Origin of the sequence: Bordetella ansorpii (assembly GCF_900078315.1) — a bacterium.
In the GTDB taxonomy this organism is placed as follows: domain Bacteria; phylum Pseudomonadota; class Gammaproteobacteria; order Burkholderiales; family Burkholderiaceae_B; genus Bordetella; species Bordetella ansorpii.
On the sequence record NZ_FKBS01000007.1, the window covers coordinates 335,540 to 350,912 of the forward strand.

Here is a 15,373-nt window from a genome sequence, read left to right on the forward strand (position 1 = left end):
TTGGACCCGCACATTCTGTTCGCCTGGACTGGTGGAGGTAAGCGGGATCGAACCGCTGACCTCTTGCATGCCATGCAAGCGCTCTCCCAGCTGAGCTATACCCCCGATGGTCTTCACTGCGCTTGGCGATGGCCTGGGAAGGTATCGCTTTGCCTTTGCCGTAAAGCCGTTTCGGCGAACAGGGCGCGAATTATGCACTATTTTTTTACCGCTGTCAGATGCGCAAGCAAATCCGCCGAAATTTTTTCGGACCGCCGTGCAGCGTCGTCAGCGCCGGGGGGCAACGTGCCGTGTCAGCGGCGCAGGCGCTCGGTCAACGGCACGTCGTCGGCATGCGGCCAGGCCGGCCCCGCGCCCGCGCCGCTGCGTTCGATGGCTCGGGCGATATCGTCCAGATCGTCTCCATCCAGCTCCAGCGTGGCGGCCGCCAGCCAGCCGTCGACCTGCGCGGCGCTGCGCGCGCCGACGATGGCTCCGGTGACGCCCTGCCATGCCAGCGTCCAGGCGATCGCCACCGCGCCCGCTGTCGTGCCGTGGCGGTCGGCGATCGGTTCCAGCGCATCGGCCAGCGCCAGGTTGCGCGCCAGCAGTGGCGCGGTGAACTCCGCGTGCCGCGAACGCCAGTCGTCCTTGGGCAGGGCGGCCGCGCGGGCTTCGGAGAACTTGCCCGACAGCAGGCCCGATTGCATGGGGCTGTAGACGATCACGCCGACGTCGTGTTCTGCGCACCACGGCAGCAGATCCGCCGCGGCTTCGCGCCGCACGGCCGAGAAGGGCGGCTGCAGCGTATCGACGGGGCCCAGCGCCTGGGCGGCCTGCAACTGGGCCAGGTTGTGGTTGGACAGGCCGATGGCGCGCAGCTTGCCGGCCTGCTTCAGTTCCAGCAGCGTGCCCCAGTATTCGGAAAGCGGCGTGCCGTCGCCCGCCGGCCAGTGCATCTGGTAGAGGTCGATGCATTCGACGCCCAGGCGCCGCAACGAAGCGTCGACTTCGCGCCGCAGGCTGTCGGGCGAACCGTTGCGGCGGGGCATGGCGCGCGGATCGTCGTCCTGCGACCAGGTCAGTCCGCCCTTGGTGAATACATAGGGGCGCTGCGAGGACGGCATGCCGGATAGCGCCCGGCGCACGATGTCCTCCGAATGGCCCAGTCCGTAGACGGCCGCCGTGTCGATCCAGTTGATGCCGCGGTCGACCGCATGGCGGATCGCGGCGATGGACTCGCCGTCATCCTGCGACCCCCAGCCCACCGCCCAGTCGCCGCCGCCGGCGGCCCACGCGCCGAAGCCGACGCGGGTGATGTGCATGTCGGTGCGCCCCAGGCGCCGGGTAGGGAAGGAGGTTCGGGTCATGATGTGTCGTCGTGCTGGATGCGGCGTCCGCGATCGTCATTGCATCGACGATGCACCTAAAGCGCTTGACGCGCAAGTTGTTGATTTGATTCGAGCTATGTCCCTGGATCTGCGATTGCCGCAGGCCTGGTGTCGAGTTCGTGGCAGAGAGATGACGAAAAAATTGGATTTTTTCAGCAGCCGACTTGCACAAAGCCAAAAACTTCTGCATAATCTCGTTTCTTCGCCGACACAACGAAGCAAGCAGCAAAAAGCAAGGCGCTGTTTGAATCTCGGGGGGGTATAGCTCAGCTGGGAGAGCGCTTGCATGGCATGCAAGAGGTCAGCGGTTCGATCCCGCTTACCTCCACCAGTCAAAGCGAAGAAATGTGCAGTCCGGGTCCCCTTCGTCTAGAGGCCTAGGACATCACCCTTTCACGGTGAGTACAGGGGTTCGAATCCCCTAGGGGACGCCAGCTTGCTGGCATCTGCACAAGTAGTACGGTGACATAAACCGCTGCGGAGCGGTAGTTCAGTTGGTTAGAATACCGGCCTGTCACGCCGGGGGTCGCGGGTTCGAGCCCCGTCCGCTCCGCCACTAGATTCAAGCTGAAGGGTTAGCGCGCAATGTGCTGACCCTTTTTGCTTTGTGCGATCGGTTGGCGGCCGCGAACGGGCGGCCTCGAAAGCCGCCGCCATTCGCGGCGCTTCATCTCGTCAACGCGTCTTGCGCCCGCGCCGCGCGGCCGCGACGATCAGCAGCGCGCCCGACAGCAGCAGCAATGGCGCATCGCCATAGCGCGTATAAGGTGTCAGGCCGGCCATGCCTTGCACCGTCACGGGCAGGATGCCCGCCGTGTGCGGCGGCAGTATCGCGTCGACGCGGCCATGCGCATCGATCGACGCGGTGATGCCGGTATTGGTCACCGTCACCATGGGCCGGGCGGTTTCCACGCTGCGCAGGCGGCCGATCTGCAGATGCTGGCGCAACGCCCAGCTGTCGCCGAACCATCCCAGATTGCTCAGGTTGACCAGGATGGTCGCGCCCGGCTCGCCATTGGGGCCGGGCAATATCGCCGGCAGCAACTCGGGCCCGAACAGGTCTTCATAGCAGATGTTGAACGCCAGGTGCCGGCCGCGGATGTCGAATGGCTGCTGGCGCACCGGGCCGCGGTCGAATTCGCCCAGCGGAATGTTCAGCATCTGCACGAACCAGCCGAAGCCTGGCGGCACGTATTCGCCCCAGGGCACCAGATGGCGCTTGTCGTAGCGCTGCGGCATGGTGCCGGCGGCGATCTGCTCGAATGGCGTATTGGCGTCGAAGCCGATGGCGCTGTTGGTATAGCGCTGCGAGCCGTCGGCCTCGACGGTGTGCAGCGGCACGCCCATGGCGATGGCGCTGTTCTGGCGTTCGGCCAGCTTGCGCCAGGTTTCCCACACCTGCGGATCGAGCTGGTCCTGGAACAGCGGCAACACTGTCTCGGGCAGGATGATCAGGTCGGGCGCGGGCTCGCCGGCGGCAGGTGCCTGCACGGCCAGCCGCATGTGGCCGATGATGCCCTCTTCCAGCAGGGCCGGATCGAACTTCTGCGACTGGCCGATGTTGCCTTGGACCAGGCGCATGTTCATCGGCTCGCCCTCGGGCGCGGACCATTCGACGCGGGCCAGGGGCCAGCCCGCCGCGACCAGCGCCAGCGCGGTTCCCAGCACGGGCAGGGCGGGCCGCAGGCGGCCGGCCGAGGACCGTGGAATGGATCCCAGCGCGGCGGCCGCCAGCGCGGCCAGCAGGGCCATGCCGTGCACGCCCAGCAGGGGCGCCCAGCCGGCCAGGGGGCTATCCACGTGCGCGTAGCCGATGTTCAGCCACGGGAAGCCCGAGAACAGCACGCTGCGCAGCCATTCCAGGCCGGCCCAGGCGGCGGCCCAGGTCAGGGCATGGGCCAGCGGCGAAGCGGGTTTGCCGATGGGACGTAGCCACACGGACAGCATGCCGGCGAACCCCGCGAACAGGGCCAGGAAGGCGGACAGCGCCACCACGCCGGCCACGGCCAGCGGGGCCGAGAGGCCGCCGAAGTGATTCATGCTGATGAACAGCCAATACAGCCCGATGCTGAAGCTGACCAGGCCGAACCACCAGCCGCGCGCGAAGGCGTGCCAGCCGCGCCGGGCGTCGGCAGTGGCGCGGGCCAGCACGGCCAGCGCCAGCACCTGGACGACTGCCAGGGACCACGTCGGCAGGGGATCGGGGGCGAAGGCCAGGGCATGCACGCCGCCGGCCAGGGCCAGCGTGATGGCGGTGCGCCACCGCGGGGGTATGGTGTTCACGGGCTTACCCTTCTTGTTGCTGCGTGGCCGAGGCCCGGATGTGACGTCCGCCCGGCCAGGCCGGGCGGCAATGCTTACGCTTCGGCGGGCGCGGTGGATTCGGCGGCCGGACGCTGCGGCAGGCGGCGTACCCGCAGCCACAGCGCGCGGCGCGCATCGGCCCGGATGACTTCGATGCGCAGGTCGCCCCGCACGGCGATGTCGCCGCGCTTGGGGATACGGCCGAGTTCACCGCCCATCCAGCCGCCGACGCTGTCGTAGTCGTCGTCGGGCAGGTCGGTCTGGAACGTGTCGTTGAAGTGGCTGATCTCGGTGGCGGCCAAGAGGCGCCACTGGTTGTCGGCCTCGGGGATGATCGAGGCGGTGTCGTCCTCGTCGTACTCGTCCTCGATGTCGCCGACGATTTCCTCCAGCACGTCTTCCATGGTGACCAGGCCCGAGATGCCGCCGTGCTCGTCGATGACGATGGCCTGGTGGTTGCGGCTGACGCGGAAGTCGCGCAGCAGCACGTTCAGGCGCTTGGCTTCGGGAATGAACACGGCGGGACGGACCAGCGCGCGCAGTTCGATGCCGGGCTCCAGCATGCAGCGCAGCAGATCCTTGGCCAGCAGGATGCCGATGATGTTGTCGCGGTCGTCTTCATAGACCGGGAAGCGCGAATGGGCCGTCTCGATGACGATGGCCAGCAACTGCGGCAGCGGCTGGGAGATGTCCAGCAGGTCCATGCGCGCACGCGGCACCATGATGTCCGCCACGGTGAGCTCGGACACGGCCAGCGCGCCCTTGATCATGGAATAGGATTCGGCGTCGATCAGCTCGCGTTCGTGCGCGGCGTCGAGTACGGCCTTGATGCCTTCGCGGTCTTCGGGCTCACGGCGTACGAGGCCCAGGACACGGTCGAGGAGGGATTTGGAGGATTTTGCGTTGCGCGCGGGCGCATCGGTGGCAGGGTAAGGGTCGGACATCGTCCAAGCGGACAAGTTGGGGAAGAGCCAGCATAACCGAATCCTGGCTGCAGGTTTGTTACGCGATTACCCGGCTGGCGCGATATAAGGGTCATCGATACCCATGCGGGCGAGCACGGCGGTCTCCAGGCTTTCCATCCGCTTGGCGTCGCGCGCCCGGATGTGGTCGTAGCCCAGCGCGTGCAGCACGCCATGGATGGTGAGGTGGGCGGCGTGGTGCAGCAGCGTCTTGCGCTGCTCGCGGGCCTCGCGGGCCAGCACCGGCACGCAGACGATGATGTCGCCGCGCGCCACGCCGTCCGGGCCGATGCCGTACTCGAAGGTCAGCACGTTGGTGGCGTAGTCGCGCTCGCGGAAGTCGCGGTTCAGGCGCCGTCCCTCGGCCTGCCCGACCAGGCGCAGGCTGAGTTCGGCGGCGTCGAAGTCGACCAAGCCGTCCTGCGCGGCGCCCGCCAGGGCGTACTGCGCCCAGCGGCGCAGGCGCCAGCGCGGCAGGCGCGGCTCGGCCACGGCGTACTGCACCGCCAGGGACAGATCAGGACTCTTCATTCTGGGCGGCCAGGTCGTAGGCGTCGACGATGCGGGCCACCAGAGGGTGGCGCACCACGTCGCGGCTGGTGAAACGGGTGGTGGCGATACCCTGCACGTCTTCCAGCACCTGCACGGCATGCGCCAGGCCGCTGCGCTGGCCGCGCGGCAGGTCGACCTGCGAGGGATCGCCCGTGATGACCGCCTTGCTGCCGAACCCGATGCGGGTCAGGAACATCTTCATCTGCTCGGGCGTCGTGTTCTGCGCCTCGTCCAGGATGACGAAGGCGTGGTTCAGCGTGCGGCCGCGCATGTAGGCCAGCGGCGCGATCTCGATGGTCTGTTTCTCGAACAGGCGCTGCACGCGGTCGAAGCCCATCAGGTCGTACAGGGCGTCGTACAGCGGGCGCAGATAGGGGTCGACCTTCTGGGCCAGGTCGCCGGGCAGGAAGCCCAGGCGCTCGCCGGCCTCGACGGCCGGGCGCGTCAGCACCAGGCGCTGCACCGTCTCGCGCTCCATCGCGTCGATGGCGCAGGCCACCGCCAGCCAGGTCTTGCCGGTGCCGGCCGGCCCCACGCCGAAGGTGATGTCGTGCTTGAGGATGTTTTCCAGGTAGTCGCGCTGGCGCGGCGTGCGGGGGCGCAGGTCGGAGCGGCGGGTGCGCAGGATCGGCGTGCCGTCCTCGCTTTCCAGGCCGGGCAGGCCGTTGGCGCCCTGTTCGCGCGGATCGACCTCTTGCGCTTCTTCCTCGGTCTGCCGGCCGATGCCGATCTCGACCAGGCCCAGCTGGATGTCGTCGATCGACAGTTCGCGGTGCGTGGCCTGGTCGTGGAAACGGCGCAGGGCGCGGCTGGCCAGTTCGGCCCGCTCGCCTTCGATGGTGACGCGCGAGCCGCGCCGCGACAGGCGCACGCCCATGCCGTCGGCCAGTTGGCGCAGGTTCTCGTCCAGGGGGCCGCACAGGTTGGCCAGGTGGGTGTTGTCGCCGTCCAGCGTGACGATGACGGGCATCTGCCGCTTGCGGCCGCGGGGGGCTGTACTCATTCGGTGTCCTGGCCTGCGGTGATGGGGGCGCCTGCGTGTTGCGCGGTGCCGGACTCGTGGTTCGAGCCGTCGCCGATGACCACCCGGCCGCGCAGGGTGTTGGTATTGGCGTGGGTGATCTCGACGTCGATCATCTGGCCGATCAGGCGGGCCGGCGCGGCGAAGTTGACGATACGGTTGTTCTCGGTGCGGCCCATCAGTTCGCGGGCGTCGCGGCGCGACTCGCCCTCGACCAGCACGCGCTGGCGCGTGCCGACCATGCCGTTGGCGATGGCGGCGGCCTGTTCGTTGATCAGGGCCTGCAGGCGTTGCAGGCGGCGCAGCTTGACGTCCTGCGGCGTGTCGTCGTGCAGGTCGGCGGCGGGCGTGCCGGGACGGCGCGAGTAGACGAAGGAGAACGAGGTGTCGAAGCCGACGTCCGCGATCAGCTTCATCGTTTTCTCGAAGTCTTCCTCGGTTTCTCCGGGGAAGCCCACGATGAAGTCGGACGACAGCGTCAGCCCGGGACGGGCGGCGCGCAGCTTGCGAACCACCGACTTGAACTCGAGCGCCGTGTAGCCGCGCTTCATGGCGGCCAGCACGCGGTCGCTGCCCGCTTGCACCGGCAGGTGCAGGAAGGACACCAGCTTGGGCAGGTGCGCATAGGCGTCGACCATGCGCTGGGTCATTTCCTTGGGATGCGAGGTGGTGTAGCGGATGCGCTCGATGCCGGGGATCTCGTGCACGTACTCCAGCAGCGTGGCGAAGTCGGCGATCTCGCCGGAGTCGCCCATCGCGCCGCGATAGGCGTTGACGTTCTGGCCCAGCAGCGTGACTTCCTTCACGCCCTGGTCGGCCAGGTCGGCCACCTCGACCAGTACGTCGTCGAACGGACGCGAGACTTCGTCGCCGCGCGTGTAGGGCACGACACAGAAGCTGCAGTACTTGCTACAGCCTTCCATGATGGACACGAAGGCGGTGGCGCCGTCCACGCGCGGCGGCGGCATCGAATCGAACTTCTCGATCTCGGGGAAGCTGATGTCGACCTGCGAGCGGCCCTGCGCGCGGCGGCGGGCGATGAGCTCGGGCAGGCGGTGCAGCGTCTGCGGGCCGAACACCACGTCGACATAGGGGGCGCGTTTGACGATGGCCTCGCCTTCCTGGCTGGCCACGCAGCCGCCCACGCCGATCACCAGGCGCGGATTGAGCTTCTTCAGGTGCTGCACGCGGCCCAGGTCGGAGAACACTTTCTCTTGCGCCTTTTCGCGCACCGAACAGGTATTGAAAAGTATGACGTCGGCATCTTCGGGCGTGTCGGTCAGCTCCAGGCCCTGGTCGGCGCGCAGCACGTCGGCCATCTTGTCCGAGTCGTACTCGTTCATCTGGCAGCCGAAGGTGCGGATATAGAGCTTGCGGGGGCCGGCGGCGTCGGAGGGGACGGTGGCGGCAGCGGGCGCGTCGACCGGGGCGGACGCGCGCTTGAGCGTGGTTTCTTGCATCGGAGTTCGCCGTGACGGGTGTAGATCCCGGGGGCGCCTAGGGAAAACGAACATTTTAGCGTGCGCGGGCGGGTGGAGCGCCGGGGCGGTCCGCCACCGGTTCAAGAAAGGCGCGCGGGGCCTATCCAAGGGACGATGTCCGCAAAGATGACCGAAATATTCCCGCCAACATTCAGCAACCCTCGTTGCCATTCGGCCATGAAATTCGGGTCTTGCCCGCCCATAATCGATTCATGTCCATTGCAGAGGAGCAGTCCCGCATGGCGGACAACAACAAGACGGTATTGGTGCTGGGCGCGCAGGGAGGCATCGGCGGTGAAGTGGCCCGCCAGCTGCGCGATATGGGTTGGCAGGTGCGCGCACTGCGGCGCGGCAACGACGACGTGCCGGCTTCCGAGCCGCGCGACGGCATGCTGTGGCTGCGCGGCGATGCGATGGATGCCCAAGGCATCGCCCTGGCGGCCAGAGGCTGTTCCGTGATCGTGCACGCGGTCAATCCGCCGGGCTACCGGCGGTGGGACGAGCTGGTGATGCCCATGCTGGAGAACACGCTGGCGGCCGCGCGCAACGAGGGCGCCACGGTGGTGCTGCCCGGCACGGTGTACAACTACGGGCCCGATGCCTTTCGGGCCGTGTCGGAGGAGGCTCCACAGAATCCTGTCACCCGCAAGGGGGCGATCCGGGCGAGGATGGAAGAGCGCCTGTCCGAAGAGGCCGAGCGCGGAGGGTTGCGGGCGCTGATCGTGCGGGCCGGCGATTTTTTCGGGCCGGGGGCGCGCAACAACTGGTTCTCGCAGGCGCTGGTGAAGCCGGGCCGGCCGGTGTCGCGCATCTCCGTGCCAGGCGAGCCCGGCATCGGCCATCAATGGTCGTACCTGCCCGACGTGGCGCGCACCATCGTCGCCCTGTTGGCCTGCCGCGAGCGGCTGGCGCCGTTCGCGCGTTTCCACATGGCGGGCCATTGGGACGACGATGGCATGACGATGGCCAGGAAGATTCGTGACGCCATGACCCAGCACGGCGCGCGGGAGCCACGGATGGCCCGCTTTCCCTGGTGGCTGACGTCCGTGGCCGCGCCGTTCTCGTCCACGCTGCGCGAAATGCGCGAGATGCACTACCTGTGGCGCACGCCGGTGCGCATGGAGAATGCCAGGCTGATCGCGGCGTTGGGACGCGAGCCGCACACCCCTTGGGACGAGGCGGTGCAGACGACCTTGGCAAGCCTGGGATGTTTTCCCCGCGCCGCCACGCGAACGGTGGCGGGTTGAGCGGGCGGGAGGGACTCGGCGGCCACGGGCGCGGCCGCCGGCGCGACCGACGTCAGGCGATCTCGACGTCGTCGTCTTTCTTGACGGGCTTGACCATGTCTTCGCGCTTGATGCCCAGCCACATGGCCAGCGCGGCCGCCACGAACACCGACGAATAGATGCCGAACCAGATGCCGATGACCAGGGCCAGCGCGAAGTAGTGCAGCGTCGGACCGCCGAAGAACAGCATGGCCAGCACCATCATCGTGGTGGAGCCGTGGGTGATGATGGTGCGCGAGATGGTCTGGGTGATGGCGCTGTTGATGACTTCCTTCGTGTCCGCCTTGCGGTACTTGCGGAAGTTCTCGCGGATCCGGTCCATGATGACCACGGATTCGTTCACCGAGTAGCCCAGCACCGCCAGCACGCCGGCCAGCACCGCCAGCGAGAATTCCCACTGGAAGAACGCGAAGAAGCCCAGGATGATGACCACGTCGTGCAGGTTGGCGATCACGCCGGCCACGGCGAACTTCCACTCGAACCGGAAGCCCAGGTAGACCATGATGCCCAGCACCACGACCAGCAGGGCCATCAGGCCGTTGTGCAGCAGTTCCTCGCCCACCTGAGGGCCGACGAACTCGACGCGGCGCAGCTCGACCGAGGCATCGGCCGCCTTCAGCGCCTGCATGACCGATTCGCTTTGCGTGGCCGAGGTCTGGCCCTGGGCGACCGGCAGGCGGATCATGACGTCGCGCGACGTGCCGAAGTTGGCCACCTGGAAGTCGGTGTAGCCCAGCTTGGACACCGTGCCGCGCACGTTTTCCAGCTGGACGGTCTGCGCGTAGCTGACTTCCATGACCGTGCCACCGGTGAACTCGATCGACAGGTGGAAGCCGCGCGTCAGGATGAAGAACACCGCGGCCAGGAAGGTGATGAGACTGATGGCGTTCAGCACCAGCGCGTGGCGCATGAACGGGATGGTGCGGTGGATCCGGAAGAATTCCATGTTGCTTCGCCCTAGGGGTTACTTGACGGCCGGCGTGTTGCCGCGCGAACCGTTCTTGCCGTTGGCGGCGGGAGCATCGGCGCCCGGACGCCACACGGTGCCGACCGAGATGCTGGTCAGCTTGCGCTTGCGGCCATACCACAGGTTGGCCAGGGCACGCACGCCCACCACCGACGAGAACATCGAGGTGAGAATGCCCAGGCAGTGCACCACCGCGAAGCCGCGGATCGGTCCCGAACCGAAGGCCAGCAGGGCCAGGCCCACGATCAGCGTGGTGAGGTTCGAGTCGAGAATGGTGCCCCAGGCGCGTTCGAAGCCGTGGTGGATGGCCTGCTGCGGCGTGGCGCCATTGCGCAGTTCCTCGCGGATACGCTCGTTGATCAGCACGTTGGCGTCGATGGCCATGCCCAGCGTGAGCGCGATGGCCGCGATGCCGGGCAGGGTCAGCGTGGCCTGCAGCATGGACAGCAGCGCCAGCAGGAACAGCACGTTCATCGTCAGGCCGACGGTGGAGAACACGCCGAACAGGTGGTAGTACAGGATGATGAACACGGCGATGGCCAGGAAGCCATACAGCGTGGAGTCGAAGCCCTTCGCGATGTTGTCGGCGCCCAGGCTGGGGCCGATGGTGCGTTCCTCGATGATGGACATCGGCGCGGCCAGCGAACCGGCGCGCAGCAGCAGCGACGTGTCGGCGGCCTCCTCGGCGGTCATGCTGCCGGTGATCTGCACCTGTCCGCCGCCGATCTCGCCACGGATGACCGGGGCGGTGACGACTTCACCCTTGCCGTTCTCGAACAGCAGGATGGCCATGCGCTTGCCGATGTTGTCGCGGGTGACGTCGCGGAAGATGCGCGCGCCCTTGCTGTCCAGCGTGAGGTGCACGGCAGCCTGCTGGGTCTGCTGGTCGCGGCCCGGTTGGGCGTCCTGCAGGTTTTCGCCGGTCAGGATGACCTGGCGGCGCACCAGCACGGGCGAGCCGTCGCGGTCGGTGTAGCGTTCCAGGCCGAAGGGCACGGTGCCGTTGGCCAGGGCGCTCATCGAGGCCGGCGAATCGTCGACCATGCGGATTTCGAGGGTGGCGGTGCGGCCCAGCAGTTCCTTGGCCTTGGCCACGTCCTGCACGCCGGGCAACTGGACGATGATGCGGTCGGCCCCCTGCTGCTGGATGACGGGTTCGGCCACGCCCAGCTCGTTGATACGGTTGTGCAGGGTGTTGATGTTCTGCTTGAGCGCGTTGTCCTGCACGCGGGTGACCGCGGCGGGGCTCAGTTGGCCGACCAGTTGGGGACGGCCGCCGTCGTTGTTCTCGGTGTAGGCCAATTCGGTCAGGCGGCTGCGCAGCGCGTCATGGGCGCGCGAGCGGTCGTCGTCGTTGGCGAAGGTGGCCACGACCGACATGCCCGAGCGTTCGACGCCGGACACATTGACCTTCTGGTCGCGCAGCACGCTGCGCACGTCGGCCGACAGCGAGTCGTAGCGGGCGGTCAGGGCGCCCTGCATGTCGACCTGCAGCAGGAAGTGCACGCCGCCGCGCAGGTCCAGGCCCAGGTACATGGGGCGCGGCTCGAAGAAGCCGAGCCAGCGCATCCAGGTGGGCGAGGCGGGCAGCAGGTTCAGCGCGACGGTATAGCGGGGGTCGCCGGCATCGGGATTCAGAGCGTGGTCGATCGCGTCGCGGGCCTGCAACTGCACGTCGGTGGACGGGAAGCGGGCGCGCACGGTGCCCAGCGTGCCGTTCAGCTCGTAGTAGACGCTGGTGGGCTCGAGCTTGGCGGTGGCCAGGATCTGCTGGATCTGTTCCAGCATGGCGGGCTCGACCTTGGTGGTGGCCTTGGCGCTGGAGATCTGCACGGCGGGAGATTCGCCGTAGAAGTTGGGCAGCGTGTAGAGCAGGCCGATCACGACCGCGACCAGGACCGTGATGTATTTCCAGAGAGGATAGCGGTTCATTGCCGGCGATTGATGCGTAAAGAAGACGAAAGGCCCCGCATGCGGGGCCTGATCAGAGGCTTACAGGGCCTTGATGGTTCCCTTGGGCAGCACGGTCGTGACCGCGGTCTTCTGCATGATTACTTCGACGGGCTTTTCGGCCAGGTCGGCGATCTCGATCGTGACGTAGCTGTCGGTCACCTTGGAGACCTTGCCCAGTACACCGCTGGCGGTGACGACTTCGTCGCCCTTGGCCAGCGCGGCCACCAGGTTGCGATGCTCTTTCTGGCGCTTCATCTGCGGACGGATCATCAGGAAATAGAGGATCACGAACATCAGCACGATGGGCAGCATGCCCATCAGCGCATTGCCTTCCGGAGCGGCGGCCTGGGCCAGGACGAGGCCGGCGGTGTCGATTGCGGACATGGTTGAACTCCCTGCAAATATCAGTGTTTTGGGTTGGCGGGTGACGGGTCCAGGCCGGCTTCGAGGCCGGCTCTGGCCGGCACGGCGCGTGGCCGTGCCTGGTTCCGGGATTTGTCCCGGTGTACCGTCCCTACATCTAATCGCGCCCCGTCCCCGCGCGAGCCTATTGGACAGGGCAAGCCGACTATTGTAGCGGGGTTGCCATCCGGTCGCGCGGGATGTCGCTCAGCCCGGAAGATCGTGCGGATGCGTATAATTAATGCGCATTCATGTGCGCATTTTTGATGCGCAGGAGACAGCCCATGGTCGAGACCTCCACGAAAACTGCGCCGAAACGCGCCACGAACATCTCGCTTTCCCTTGATGTCTATGAAAGCGCGCGGGAACTCGGCATGAATATTTCTCAGCTATGCGATCAGTTGCTGCGCGAGGCTATCCGCGTGGAGAGGGCCCGGCGCTGGGCCGATGAGCATGCCGATTTCATCGACGCCTATAACCGTCTGACCGAAGCCGAGGGCTTGCCGCTCGATCAGTGGCGAAGCTTCTGACCGCCATGGCCCGCTTCGACGTTTACCCCAACCCGGGCGCGCATGCCGCGACCACGCCTTTCTTGCTCGACGTGCAAAGTGAGCATCTCGCGGGCTTGAACACCCGTGTCGTTGTCCCGCTGCGCCTGTTGTCGAGTTTTCCCGATCTGCGCCTGCCGGCAGATCTGATGCCGGTCTTTCAAGTGGCAAGCCAGCGGTGTTTTCTGGATATGCCCAAGCTTGCCGCCATCCCTTTGCGCGAACTGGCTGCGCCGGTCGACTCGCTGCGCCCCGAGCAAGACAAGATCGTCAGTGCGCTGGATCGCCTGTTCGGCGCATTCTGATTCGTCACTCCACCCCGCGCGCCCGGTCTGCCGCGAATTGCGCGCGCCAGGCGTCGAAGCGGCCCTCTGCGATGGCTTCGCGCATCTGGCGCATCAGGTCCAGGTAGAAATGCAGGTTGTGCAGCGTGTTCAGGCGCGCGCCGGTGATTTCGTTGGCGCGCTGCAGGTGATGCAGGTAGGCGCGCGAGAAGTTCTGGCAGGTGTGGCAGCCGCAGGTCGGGTCCAGAGGGCGGGTGTCGTCGCGGTAGCGCGCGTTGCGGATCTTCAGGTCGCCGAAGCGCGTGAACAGCCAGCCGTTGCGCGCGTTGCGCGTCGGCATCACGCAGTCGAACATGTCCACGCCGTTGGCCACGCCTTCGACCAGGTCTTCCGGCGTGCCCACGCCCATCAGGTAACGCGGGGCGTCGGCCGGCAGGCGCGGCGCCACGTGCGCCAGGATGCGCAGCATATCTTCCTTGGGCTCGCCCACCGACAGGCCGCCGATGGCGTAGCCGTGGAAACCGATGTCGCGCAGGCCGGCCAGGGACTCGTCGCGCAGCGATTCGTACATGCCGCCCTGCACGATGCCGAACAGGGCGTTGGGATTTTCGAGCTTGTCGAACTCGTCGCGCGAGCGGCGCGCCCAGCGCAGCGACATGCGCATCGAGCGGGCGGCTTCCTCGGCGGTGGCGGGGCGACCGTCGATCTCGTAGGGCGTGCACTCGTCGAACACCATGACGATGTCGGAATTCAGCCCGCGCTGGATGCGCATCGATTCCTCGGGCGTCAGGAACAGGCGCGATCCGTCGATGGGCGAGGCGAACTTCACGCCTTCCTCGGTGATCTTGCGCATGCCTTGCAGGCTGAACACCTGGAAGCCGCCCGAGTCGGTCAGGATGGGCTTGTCCCACTGCATGAAGCCGTGCAGGCCGCCATGCTTCTGCATGATCTCGGTGCCGGGGCGCAGCCACAGGTGGAAGGTGTTACCCAGCACGATCTGCGAACCGATTTCCTTGAGTTCGTGCGGCAGCATGGCCTTGACGCTGCCATAGGTGCCCACGGGCATGAAGATCGGGGTCTCGACCGTGCCGTGGTTGAGGGTGATGCGGCCGCGGCGCGCGGCGCCGTCGGTGGCCAGCAGTTCGTAGCGCAGTCCGGTCATGGGCGGGGAGTTTCGATGAACATGGCGTCGCCGTAGCTGAAGAAGCGGTAGCGCTGTGCCACCGCGTGCGCATAGGCTCGGCGGATGGGATCCATGCCGGCCAGCGCCGATATCAGCATCAGCAGGGTCGACTGGGGCAGGTGGAAGTTGGTCAGCAGCGCGTCCACCGCGCGGTAGCGGTAGCCCGGCGTGATGAACAGCCGGGTATCGCCCTGGGCGGCCTCGATGGGCCGATCGCGGCCCGGACGCGCCGCGCTGGCCGCCGTCTCCGTCTTCGCGGCGGCGGATTCTAGGGCGCGCACGCTGGTGGTGCCCACGGCCACGACGCGGCCGCCGCGGGCGCGGGTGGCCGCCACGGCGTCGGCCGTGGCCTGCGGCACGGTGTACCACTCGGCGTGCATGACGTGTTCGGACAGGTTCTCCACGCGCACGGGCTGGAAGGTGCCGGCGCCCACGTGCAGGGTGACGAAGGCGCGTTCGATGCCCAGGCCGGCCAGTTTCTGCAGCATGGGGTCGTCGAAGTGCAGGCCGGCGGTGGGAGCGGCCACCGCGCCCGGCTCGCGGGCGTAGACGGTCTGGTAGCGGCTGTCGTCGGTTTCCTCGGCCGCGTGCGTGATGTAGGGCGGCAGCGGCGTGGCGCCGTGCGCGTCCAGCAGGTCCAGCGCCGGCGCCGGAAAGCGCAGGTCGAACAGTTCGCCTTCGCGGCCCAGCACCTCGACGTCGAACGCATCGGCCAGGCGCAGCACGGTGCCGGGGCCGGGCGACTTGCTGGCGCGCACGTGGGCCAGGGCGCGGGTGGGCTCGACCAGGCGTTCGACCAGCACTTCGACCTTGCCGCCGCTGCCGGCCTTGTGGCCGGCCAGGCGCGCCTTGATGACGCGGGTGTCGTTGAAGACCAGCAGATCGCCCGCGCGCAGCAGGTCGGCCAGGTCGGGAAACTGCCGGTCGTGCAGTTGGCTGGCGGCATCCAGGTGCAGCAGGCGGCTGCCGCCGCGCTGGGCGGCGGGATGCTGCGCGATCAGCTCGGGCGGCAGTTCGTAGTCGAAATCGGAGAGGGTGAGCGGGGCGGACACGCGAGGGG

The 15,373-nt window shown here is 67.4% G+C and carries 14 protein-coding genes and 4 tRNA genes; 6 read left to right on the plus strand and 12 right to left on the minus strand.

All coding sequences use genetic code 11. The annotated features are described in order from the left end of the window. Positions 1-29 precede the first annotated feature (29 nt). Positions 30-105: transfer RNA gene (locus tag A7W11_RS03885), tRNA-Ala, on the minus strand. Between the two features lie 188 nt (positions 106-293). Continuing rightward, positions 294-1,304 carry an aldo/keto reductase gene (locus A7W11_RS03890; protein WP_066408402.1) on the minus strand — a complete coding sequence of 337 codons (1,011 nt, stop codon included), beginning with the start codon at positions 1,302-1,304 and terminating at the stop codon, positions 294-296. 321 nt (positions 1,305-1,625) lie between these two features. Between A7W11_RS03890 and A7W11_RS03895 the strand changes: the two genes are divergently transcribed. The 3 genes from A7W11_RS03895 to A7W11_RS03905 all read left to right on the plus strand — a co-directional run bounded on the left by A7W11_RS03895 (position 1,626) and on the right by A7W11_RS03905 (position 1,926). Next, positions 1,626-1,701, plus strand: a tRNA-Ala gene (locus A7W11_RS03895). A gap of 27 nt (positions 1,702-1,728) precedes the next feature. After that, positions 1,729-1,804 (plus strand) — tRNA-Glu (locus A7W11_RS03900). Positions 1,805-1,849: 45 nt separating this feature from the next. Continuing rightward, a tRNA-Asp gene (locus A7W11_RS03905) sits at positions 1,850-1,926 on the plus strand. A 119-nt stretch (positions 1,927-2,045) separates the two neighbouring features. Here the strand turns inward: A7W11_RS03905 and lnt are convergent. The 5 genes from lnt to miaB form a co-directional block, all read right to left on the minus strand. Next, positions 2,046-3,653, minus strand: coding sequence for an apolipoprotein N-acyltransferase (gene lnt, locus A7W11_RS03910; RefSeq protein WP_066408404.1), 1,608 nt, complete (start codon positions 3,651-3,653; stop codon positions 2,046-2,048). A gap of 74 nt (positions 3,654-3,727) precedes the next feature. Beyond that, complete coding sequence (locus tag A7W11_RS03915; RefSeq protein WP_066408407.1) at positions 3,728-4,618, minus strand: HlyC/CorC family transporter; 891 nt, start codon at positions 4,616-4,618, stop codon at positions 3,728-3,730. A gap of 66 nt (positions 4,619-4,684) precedes the next feature. Further along, positions 4,685-5,167: an rRNA maturation RNase YbeY gene (ybeY, locus tag A7W11_RS03920; RefSeq protein ID WP_066408412.1), complete on the minus strand. Its 483-nt coding sequence runs from the start codon at positions 5,165-5,167 to the stop codon at positions 4,685-4,687. Beyond that, positions 5,154-6,191: a PhoH family protein gene (locus A7W11_RS03925; protein WP_066408415.1), complete on the minus strand. Its 1,038-nt coding sequence runs from the start codon at positions 6,189-6,191 to the stop codon at positions 5,154-5,156. The genes ybeY and A7W11_RS03925 overlap by 14 nt, the downstream gene beginning before the upstream one ends. Next, positions 6,188-7,669, minus strand: a complete 1,482-nt coding sequence (gene miaB / locus A7W11_RS03930; protein ID WP_066408431.1) for a tRNA (N6-isopentenyl adenosine(37)-C2)-methylthiotransferase MiaB — start codon at positions 7,667-7,669, stop codon at positions 6,188-6,190. The genes A7W11_RS03925 and miaB overlap by 4 nt, the downstream gene beginning before the upstream one ends. A gap of 233 nt (positions 7,670-7,902) precedes the next feature. On the opposite strand from miaB, the gene A7W11_RS03935 reads away from it, so the two are divergent. Continuing rightward, on the plus strand, positions 7,903-8,937 hold the full coding sequence (locus A7W11_RS03935) for an NAD-dependent epimerase/dehydratase family protein (RefSeq protein ID WP_412778695.1): 1,035 nt from the start codon (positions 7,903-7,905) through the stop codon (positions 8,935-8,937). Positions 8,938-8,989: 52 nt separating this feature from the next. On the opposite strand, the gene secF is transcribed toward A7W11_RS03935, so the two are convergent. From secF to yajC, 3 genes are read right to left on the minus strand one after another with little or no spacing between them, the layout of a single operon-like run. Next, a complete protein-coding gene (secF, locus tag A7W11_RS03940) occupies positions 8,990-9,922 on the minus strand; it encodes a protein translocase subunit SecF (protein ID WP_066408439.1) in 933 nt (310 codons plus the stop codon). 18 nt (positions 9,923-9,940) lie between these two features. Further along, complete coding sequence (secD, locus tag A7W11_RS03945) at positions 9,941-11,875, minus strand: protein translocase subunit SecD (protein ID WP_066408442.1); 1,935 nt, start codon at positions 11,873-11,875, stop codon at positions 9,941-9,943. 60 nt (positions 11,876-11,935) lie between these two features. Beyond that, positions 11,936-12,280 (minus strand): preprotein translocase subunit YajC, encoded by a 345-nt coding sequence (gene yajC, locus A7W11_RS03950; protein WP_066408445.1) that lies wholly within the window; start codon positions 12,278-12,280, stop codon positions 11,936-11,938. 302 nt (positions 12,281-12,582) lie between these two features. Here yajC and A7W11_RS03955 point away from each other — a divergent pair, with 302 nt between their 5' ends. Both A7W11_RS03955 and A7W11_RS03960 read left to right on the plus strand, forming a co-directional pair. Next, positions 12,583-12,828: a type II toxin-antitoxin system CcdA family antitoxin gene (locus A7W11_RS03955; protein ID WP_156522990.1), complete on the plus strand. Its 246-nt coding sequence runs from the start codon at positions 12,583-12,585 to the stop codon at positions 12,826-12,828. 5 nt (positions 12,829-12,833) lie between these two features. Next, positions 12,834-13,151 (plus strand): CcdB family protein, encoded by a 318-nt coding sequence (locus A7W11_RS03960; protein ID WP_066408448.1) that lies wholly within the window; start codon positions 12,834-12,836, stop codon positions 13,149-13,151. 4 nt (positions 13,152-13,155) lie between these two features. On the opposite strand, the gene tgt is transcribed toward A7W11_RS03960, so the two are convergent. Both tgt and queA read right to left on the minus strand, forming a co-directional pair. Further along, complete coding sequence (gene tgt / locus A7W11_RS03965) at positions 13,156-14,292, minus strand: tRNA guanosine(34) transglycosylase Tgt (protein WP_066408452.1); 1,137 nt, start codon at positions 14,290-14,292, stop codon at positions 13,156-13,158. Beyond that, positions 14,289-15,365, minus strand: a complete 1,077-nt coding sequence (queA, locus tag A7W11_RS03970; RefSeq protein WP_066408456.1) for a tRNA preQ1(34) S-adenosylmethionine ribosyltransferase-isomerase QueA — start codon at positions 15,363-15,365, stop codon at positions 14,289-14,291. The genes tgt and queA overlap by 4 nt, the downstream gene beginning before the upstream one ends. Positions 15,366-15,373: the final 8 nt, after the last annotated feature.

Coding starts and splice junctions, on each gene's coding strand:
- A7W11_RS03935 (WP_412778695.1), top strand. CDS start 7,903: ATGTCCATTGCAGAGGAGCAGTCCCGCATGGCGGACAACAACAAGACG.
- A7W11_RS03925 (WP_066408415.1), bottom strand. CDS start 6,191: ATGAGTACAGCCCCCCGCGGCCGCAAGCGGCAGATGCCCGTCATCGTC.
- secF (WP_066408439.1), bottom strand. CDS start 9,922: ATGGAATTCTTCCGGATCCACCGCACCATCCCGTTCATGCGCCACGCG.
- A7W11_RS03955 (WP_156522990.1), top strand. CDS start 12,583: ATGGTCGAGACCTCCACGAAAACTGCGCCGAAACGCGCCACGAACATC.
- A7W11_RS03890 (WP_066408402.1), bottom strand. CDS start 1,304: ATGCACATCACCCGCGTCGGCTTCGGCGCGTGGGCCGCCGGCGGCGGC.
- miaB (WP_066408431.1), bottom strand. CDS start 7,669: ATGCAAGAAACCACGCTCAAGCGCGCGTCCGCCCCGGTCGACGCGCCC.
- A7W11_RS03960 (WP_066408448.1), top strand. CDS start 12,834: ATGGCCCGCTTCGACGTTTACCCCAACCCGGGCGCGCATGCCGCGACC.
- A7W11_RS03915 (WP_066408407.1), bottom strand. CDS start 4,618: ATGTCCGACCCTTACCCTGCCACCGATGCGCCCGCGCGCAACGCAAAA.
- ybeY (WP_066408412.1), bottom strand. CDS start 5,167: ATGAAGAGTCCTGATCTGTCCCTGGCGGTGCAGTACGCCGTGGCCGAG.
- yajC (WP_066408445.1), bottom strand. CDS start 12,280: ATGTCCGCAATCGACACCGCCGGCCTCGTCCTGGCCCAGGCCGCCGCT.
- tgt (WP_066408452.1), bottom strand. CDS start 14,292: ATGACCGGACTGCGCTACGAACTGCTGGCCACCGACGGCGCCGCGCGC.
- secD (WP_066408442.1), bottom strand. CDS start 11,875: ATGAACCGCTATCCTCTCTGGAAATACATCACGGTCCTGGTCGCGGTC.